At 62.9% G+C, this 6,435-nt stretch carries 7 protein-coding genes; 3 read left to right on the top strand and 4 right to left on the bottom strand.

The genetic code is table 11. The annotated features are described in order from the left end of the window. Window positions 1-348: 348 nt before the first annotated feature. Window positions 349-1,524 (top strand): MFS transporter, encoded by a 1,176-nt coding sequence (locus tag A9Z00_RS13270; protein WP_296978402.1) that lies wholly within the window; start codon window positions 349-351, stop codon window positions 1,522-1,524. A 61-nt stretch (window positions 1,525-1,585) separates the two neighbouring features. Here A9Z00_RS13270 and A9Z00_RS13265 read toward each other — a convergent pair whose 3' ends face one another. From A9Z00_RS13265 to A9Z00_RS13255, 3 genes are all read right to left on the bottom strand, one after another. Further along, a complete protein-coding gene (locus tag A9Z00_RS13265; RefSeq protein ID WP_296978361.1) occupies window positions 1,586-2,263 on the bottom strand; it encodes a TetR/AcrR family transcriptional regulator in 678 nt (225 codons plus the stop codon). A gap of 185 nt (window positions 2,264-2,448) precedes the next feature. Next, a complete protein-coding gene (locus tag A9Z00_RS13260; protein WP_296978356.1) occupies window positions 2,449-3,477 on the bottom strand; it encodes an ABC transporter permease in 1,029 nt (342 codons plus the stop codon). Beyond that, window positions 3,474-4,235, bottom strand: a complete 762-nt coding sequence (locus A9Z00_RS13255; RefSeq protein ID WP_296978354.1) for an ABC transporter ATP-binding protein — start codon at window positions 4,233-4,235, stop codon at window positions 3,474-3,476. Before A9Z00_RS13255 ends, A9Z00_RS13260 begins: the two co-directional genes overlap by 4 nt. Before the next feature lie 319 nt (window positions 4,236-4,554). On the opposite strand from A9Z00_RS13255, the gene A9Z00_RS13250 reads away from it, so the two are divergent. Beyond that, entirely contained in the window at window positions 4,555-4,848 is a 294-nt protein-coding gene (locus tag A9Z00_RS13250; RefSeq protein WP_296978351.1) for a hypothetical protein, read from the top strand. Window positions 4,849-5,008: 160 nt separating this feature from the next. Here A9Z00_RS13250 and bioB read toward each other — a convergent pair whose 3' ends face one another. Next, on the bottom strand, window positions 5,009-6,004 hold the full coding sequence (bioB, locus tag A9Z00_RS13245; protein ID WP_296978349.1) for a biotin synthase BioB: 996 nt from the start codon (window positions 6,002-6,004) through the stop codon (window positions 5,009-5,011). A gap of 247 nt (window positions 6,005-6,251) precedes the next feature. Between bioB and A9Z00_RS13240 the strand changes: the two genes are divergently transcribed. Then, a partial coding sequence (locus A9Z00_RS13240) for a UPF0236 family transposase-like protein (RefSeq protein ID WP_278342317.1) occupies window positions 6,252-6,435 on the top strand: 184 nt, incomplete at its 3' end.

Below are 6,435 nucleotides of genomic sequence, written 5' to 3'. Positions count from 1 at the left end.
CTCCGTCAGCATTCGGAAGTTGCTAAGGGACGTTATACGACCGACCAAAGGATACGTTAACGGGATGATCCGGTTGCTTAGGGGGCCGTGGCAGAGTAGCACAACGGGCATGGCATTGAAAGGGCTTGGAGGATACTAATACCAGAAAAATGAATCGCCAATCCCATAAGGAAGAAGATCAAAAGCGCTTACAAGGGAAAGGTTCTTTTCAAGTTCGCATCCAGGAATCCAAAAAAGGTGCCTACACTAGCTTGACTCAGACGGGGCGGGGAGAAGGGCTGAATTTGGAACCGGCCCGTCCGCATGTTACTATAGGGGTTGGACTTTTTCGGGAAGCGGGGGACCGTCGTGAACGGCAAGTTGGTTGTAGCCGCCATCATGCTCTTTACGGTTTTTATCGGATTCGGCATCATCATCCCCGTGTTGCCGCAGACGGTGGCGGTCGTCGACCGGGAATCGGCCGAATGGCATACCGGGTTGATGCTGTCGCTGTATTCGCTTGTTTCCTTTGTCATGTCTCCGTTCTGGGGGAACCTGTCGGATCGTATCGGCCGCCGCCCCGTCATCATGACCGGCGTGCTCGGCTTTTGCGTCAGCTTTCTGTTGTTCGGGCTGGCGGGGGACCGGCTGTGGATGATGTACGCTTCAAGGCTCCTCGGCGGGCTGTTTTCCGGCGCCGTCACCGCTTCCATCGTCGCCTACGTGGCGGACATTACAACTGAAGCGGAGCGGACGCGGGGAATGGCCGTCGTCGGCATGAGCATCGGCCTCGGTTTCACGTTCGGGCCGTTTGTCGGCGGCGTGCTGAGCGAAGCGTCGCTTTCCGCGCCGTTTTTCGCTGCGGCCGGGCTGTCGCTGCTGACGTTCGCGCTGGGATGGGCCCGGTTGCCCGAATCGCTGCCGCCCGAACGGAGAGGAACGGCGGGGCGCGAGGCGAGGACGTCCCGTTGGGACGCCTTCCGCGGGTCGCTTAAATATTTGTATGTGCTCGCCTTTTTCGTCACGTTTTCCCTGGCGATTCTGGAGGCGACGCTGCAGCTGTACGGCATGGAACGTTTTGCCGTCACGCCGCTCAACGTCGGGCTCATGTTCTTCTTCTGCGGCCTGGTCGGCGCGCTTGTGCAGGGCGGTTTCGTGCGGCGCAAGATCAGGCACGGCCAGGAAGGCATGTACATCGGCATCGGCCTTGTGCTTTCCGCCGCGGGATTTTTCCTGCTGCTGGCTGCCGACAGCTGGCTGGCGGCCACGGTGAGCCTGTGCATCTTCGGCGTCGGCAACGCGATCGCACGCCCGTGCGTGACGTCGCTCATCACCCAGAAAACGACGGTGGGACAGGGCGCGGCATCCGGGCTCAGCTCCGCGATGGACAGTCTGGGCCGCATCGTCGGGCCGCTGCTCGGCGCGGCGCTGCTCTGGACCGCGGACTGGCTGCCGTTCGCCGCTTCCGGCGTTCTGTCGCTGGCCGCGCTCGGTTTGCTGTACCGGTTCCGCCGGCTCGACAAGGCGGTGACGGCATCGGCCTGACCTCCGTCCCGGCTGCAGGCGGAGCGACCCGCCGGTCTGCGGGAACGCGGCCGGATGCCGGTCACGGCCCGGGCGCCTCTTCTTTCGGCTCCGGCTGCAATCCTTTCAGGAGGAAGCGTATCGTCGCTTCCTTTTCTTTTTCGTCGTCCCAGCCTTCGGGCTGCAAGAAAAAGCGGGTGATCAGATAGCCGAACAGCGTCGAAGCAGCTAGCCGGATCACGGTGAGAGAAGGCCAGGCGACAATTTCTCCCTTGTCCTGGTACCGCTCCACGATCCGGATGAACCGTTCCAGCACGCGGGGCGCGACCCGGTTGAGAAACTGTTCCCGCAGATCCGGGTGGAACGGCACCTCCTGCAGCAAGATCCGGATCACGGGCAGGTTCTTCTGGGCGAAGGCGATCCGGTTGTCCAGCAACGTACGCAGGAATTCTTCCGTATTCGCATATTCTTTTTCGAGCACCGGAACAAAATCGCGCAGCACGAACGGTTCGATCAGATGGGCCACGAACGGGGCGACGATGGAAAACAGCAAATCCTTTTTGGACTTGTAGTGCCGGAAAATCGTCCCTTCGGCCACCCCCGCCCGCTGCGCGATCTCGCTCGTCGACGCGGCGGCGTAGCCTTTTTCCGCAAACACTTCCATGGCCGCCCGGAGAATGCGGGCCTGTTTCTCCGTGCGTGCTCCTCTTTCGTACTGGCGCGCCAGTTCCTCCAGCCATTCCTTCCATGCGTCCGTCAACGGCGTCGCCTCCTTTTGGGCTTTGGGGCTTTGGTTCCTGCCTCTTTATATAACCGAAAAAGAGCCTGACCGAAACCCCCGGTCCGGAACGTCGGGGCCGGAACCGCCGGGCCGGCTCCCGAAGTTTGCGGACCGGAGGGTTTCCGCAGGCCCGAGGCAAACGGAGGAGGGGATGCGCCGGTCGGTCAGATGGCGCGGTGCTTGCGCAGCGCGAGCACGTTCAGAAGAGCGAAGGCGAGCGAGAATCCGACCAGCACGGCGACGTCCGCCGCGATGTCGCCCCACCCGGCGCCGCGCAGCATGATGGCCTGCATCGCTTTCGCCCCGTAATAGAGCGGCAGGGCGTGCCCGACCGTCTGCAGCCATTCCGGCATCGTCTCCAGGTCGATCAGCCCGCAGAAAAAGACCTGCGGAACGACGACCAGCGGGATGAATTGAAAAACCTGGAATTCGTTGTTTGCGAACGCGGACATGAGCGTGCCCAGCGTCAACGCGGACAGCACGATGAACAGGTTTGCCAGCAGCACGAGACCGAACGACCCTTCGAGGGCGATGCCCAGCACCCGTGTGGCAAACCAGACGACGATCGTGGCCTGGATCGCCGTGAACAGGCCGAACCCGAGCAGGTAACCGGCTACCACTTCCCAGCGCCTGAGCGGCGTGGCGAGCAGCCGCTGCAGCGTTCCCGAGGTGCGTTCCCGCAAGAACGACACCCCGGCGACGATGAACACGAAGAAGAACGAGAAAAAGCCGACGAGCATGGAACCGTAAAAATCGAACAGATCGCGGTTTTCCGAACCGTGCAGATAGGCGATGACGGGCTCGACGGTCCGGCCGCCCGGCACCAGCGTCCGCATCGCTTGCTGCAGCGTCCGCATCACCGCGGCGTTGCGGGTCGGGCTGCTGCCTTCCAGCGTGACGCGCGGCCGGCCGTTTTCCAGCGCCACCACCGCGTCCAGCTCAAGGTCTTCCAGATCGCGCATGGCCGCCGCGACGTCGTCGTAGACGGTCACTTCCGCGCCGGTTTCCGCCAACGTTTCCGCCATGGCCGTGGGAGCGCCGGCCACGCCGATCCGGGGCGCGATGTCGTCCACGTCCAGCACCAGCTTGACCAGCGTGAGCACGAGAAGCGGGGCAACCAGCATCAGCGCCAGCGTCCGCTTGTCTTTCCAGAACTGCCGGATGATGCGCAAGGCCAACGCACGGATTCTCATGACGCGGCACCTCCGAAATGCAGAAACGCTTCCTCCATGGATTGTCCGCCCGCGGCCCGTTTCAGTTCGTCCGGCGTGCCGCAGGCGATGATCCCGCCGTTCCGGATCATGGCAAGCCGGTCGCATTTTTCCGCCTCGTCCATGACGTGCGTCGTGACGAGCACGGTGACGCCCCGGGCGGAGAGCCGGCGAAGCTCTTCCCAGATGGACGCCCGCAGCTCGGGGTCGATGCCCACGGTCGGCTCGTCAAGCACGAGCACCTCCGGCTCGTGCACAAGCGCGATCGCCAGCGAGAGCCGGCGCTTCATCCCGCCGGAATACTGGTGGACGGGCTTGTTCAGGTCGTCCCGCAGGCGGAGAAGTTCCGCCAGTCCGGCGATGCGCCGTTTGAGCGCGGCGCCGCGCATGCCGTAGAGCGAAGCGAAAAACGTCAGGTTTTCCCTGGCGGTCAGCTCGTTGTACAGCGCGTCGGATTGCGCCATGTAGCCGATGCGGCCGAACATGTCCAGGCGGGGCATGGGCACCCCGAGCAGGCGGATTTCGCCGCGGTTCGGCAGGTCGAGACCGCAGATGAGCCGGACCAGCGTCGTTTTGCCGGCGCCCGACGGGCCGAGCAGGCCGAAAATTTCCCCGAGGCGCACGGCCAAGTCGACGTTTTCAAGCACCACCCGCTTGCCGAAGACGCGGGTCACGCTGCGGACGGAGATGCAAATGTCGTGATCCGGCGGAGAAACCGTCGTGTGGGCGGGCGCGGACATGGGAGTCACTCCTTTTTTGATAGTGAGTGATTACTCACTTTCATTTTGCTGTCGATCGTTCCCATTGTCAAGAGTGAGGCCTCACTCATTTTTACGGCAAAAGGTTTGCGGAAATTCCGGCGCCTCAACGGGATCCCGTGCCGGTCGGCGCGCTGTCCGTCGCCGGGCAGCAGCTTCCCGTCATCGTCGAGAGCCGGTTTTCGCGCCGGCGTCCGCCGCCGATGTGGAGCGATCGCCGTCCTGACGGACCCCTAGACTGCAGCCGGTGACACGATTCGCCCGCTGGGTCAGGGAAGAACAACCGACCGTCTTCTATCATATGGACGGCAAGGACTACATCCGCGTCACGGCCGCGGTCAAACCCCGCCAACTGTCCGTCGTCGGCGGCGAAATCCGCAAGGCCATGAACGAACCCGAGCTTCCGGAAGGCGTGCAGCTGTACGTCGGCGGCGCTTCCGCGGAGCTGTTGCAGGATTTCGCCGACCTGGGCATGATCGCCCTCATTTCGATGCTGTCGCCGGTGTTTGGCCGGACGGAATCCGGTTGCACGTCTCGCAAGGCCCCGCCGTCATCGTCATCGGCGGCCTCACCGTGGCCACGGCGCTCGCCCTGATCATCATGCCGTGCGTGTATGAATGGCTTTATTTCCGCCGGTCAGCCAAACCAAGAAAAGCCGGCGTTCAGGGCGAACTGACGGCGTAATCCGCTCCGCTGAAGAAACGCCCCGCTCCATGCCGGAAGCGGGGCGTTTCGCGTTGCGGACCCGGAACGCCTCACAGGGCGCAGCGTTCAATCTCGAAGCCGAGGTCTTCGATCATCTGGTGATCGGCGGTCACGTCCTGCCCGGGCGTCGTCAGGTAGTCGCCCACAAAGATCGAGTTGGCCGCATACAGGGCGAGCGGCTGCAGGGACCGCAGGCTGATCTCCCGTCCGCCGGCCACTCGGATTTCTTTCGCCGGCAGGAGGAAGCGGAACAGCGCCAGCACCTTCAGCGCCTTCAGCGGCGGCGTCAGGCCGGCGCCTGCGAGCGGCGTGCCGGGGATCGGGTGCAGGAAGTTGACCGGCACCGAATCGACGTCCAGCTCGCGCAACGCCATGGCCATCTCGACGATTTCCTCGTCGGTTTCGCCCATGCCGATGATCACGCCCGAGCAGGGGGAGATGCCGGCCCGCCTGACGGCTTCGATCGTGGCCACCCGCTGGTCGTACGTGTGGGTGGACGCAATGGCAGGGTAGCGGCCCCGGCTCGTGTTCAGGTTATGGTTGTAGCGGTGGACGCCGGCTTCCGCCAGCCGTTTCGCCTGTTCCTCGTCCAGCAGGCCGAGGCAGGCGCAGATCTTGAGCGGCATCGTGGCGCGGATTTCGCGCACGGCTTCGGCCACCTGCGCCAGCTCCCGGTCGGTGGGCCGCCTGCCCGACGCGACGATGCAGTAGGTGCCGGCCTTTCGGGCCATCGCTTCCCGGGCGCCGGCCAGAATCGTCTCCTTGTCCAGAAGGGCATACCTGGGCACCGGGGCCGACGACACGGACGACTGGGCGCAATAGCCGCAATCTTCCGGGCAGAGACCGCTTTTGGCGTTGATGATCATGTTCAGCTTGACCCTGGTGCCGAAATGGTGGCGGCGCACCCGAAAAGCCGCGTTCAGGAGCGCGAGCACCTCCCCGTCATCCGCTTGCAGCACCGCCAGGCTTTCTTCCGCGGACAGGCACCGGCCGGCCAACGCCTTGTCCGCCAGCGCGTTCCAGTCCATGGCCGTTTTTGCGTGCATCCGGTTCTCCTCCTTGCCTGTGGGGTAGGGTTCGCAAAATGTTAACCTTTCTCAGACCGTCTAGTTAACAATAACAAAACGCGCAGCCATCTGTAAAGAAAGAAAAAAGGCCGGGGCCGGAAAATGTCCAGGGTTAGAGTAAAATTTGCGTGGGGGTAAAGTCTGGAAAAAGCGAACATAGAAAAAGAGCTTCTCCCTTGGTAATGTGAATTTGCCACAAAACACATACCAAGAGGAGGAAGCTCCTGTGCAGCACTTTACCACAATCATTCCCTCAATGAAAGAGCTTGAGCAGTGGATGTTGCGGGAGATGCAGGAAGCGTTCGCCAGCGCGATGAAGACAGCGCTGGAGATGTTGGATCAGATCATCCTTGAGCAAAGGGATCGCCAGCGTTTTCGCGTCAAGGCGGAACGGGAAACCAGCGTCAACA

This window comes from Thermobacillus sp. ZCTH02-B1 (assembly GCF_002159085.1).
Lineage (GTDB): Bacteria > Bacillota > Bacilli > Paenibacillales > Paenibacillaceae > Thermobacillus.
Note: the sequence above shows the minus strand (reverse complement) of the source record. Positions and strands in the feature narration are given on the sequence as shown.

What these genes read in the sequence shown, in the direction of transcription:
- A9Z00_RS13250 (WP_296978351.1), top strand. Translation starts at nt 4,555, where the DNA reads ATGGACGGCAAGGACTACATCCGCGTCACGGCCGCGGTCAAACCCCGC.
- bioB (WP_296978349.1), bottom strand. Translation starts at nt 6,004, where the DNA reads ATGCACGCAAAAACGGCCATGGACTGGAACGCGCTGGCGGACAAGGCG.
- A9Z00_RS13255 (WP_296978354.1), bottom strand. Translation starts at nt 4,235, where the DNA reads ATGTCCGCGCCCGCCCACACGACGGTTTCTCCGCCGGATCACGACATT.
- A9Z00_RS13260 (WP_296978356.1), bottom strand. Translation starts at nt 3,477, where the DNA reads ATGAGAATCCGTGCGTTGGCCTTGCGCATCATCCGGCAGTTCTGGAAA.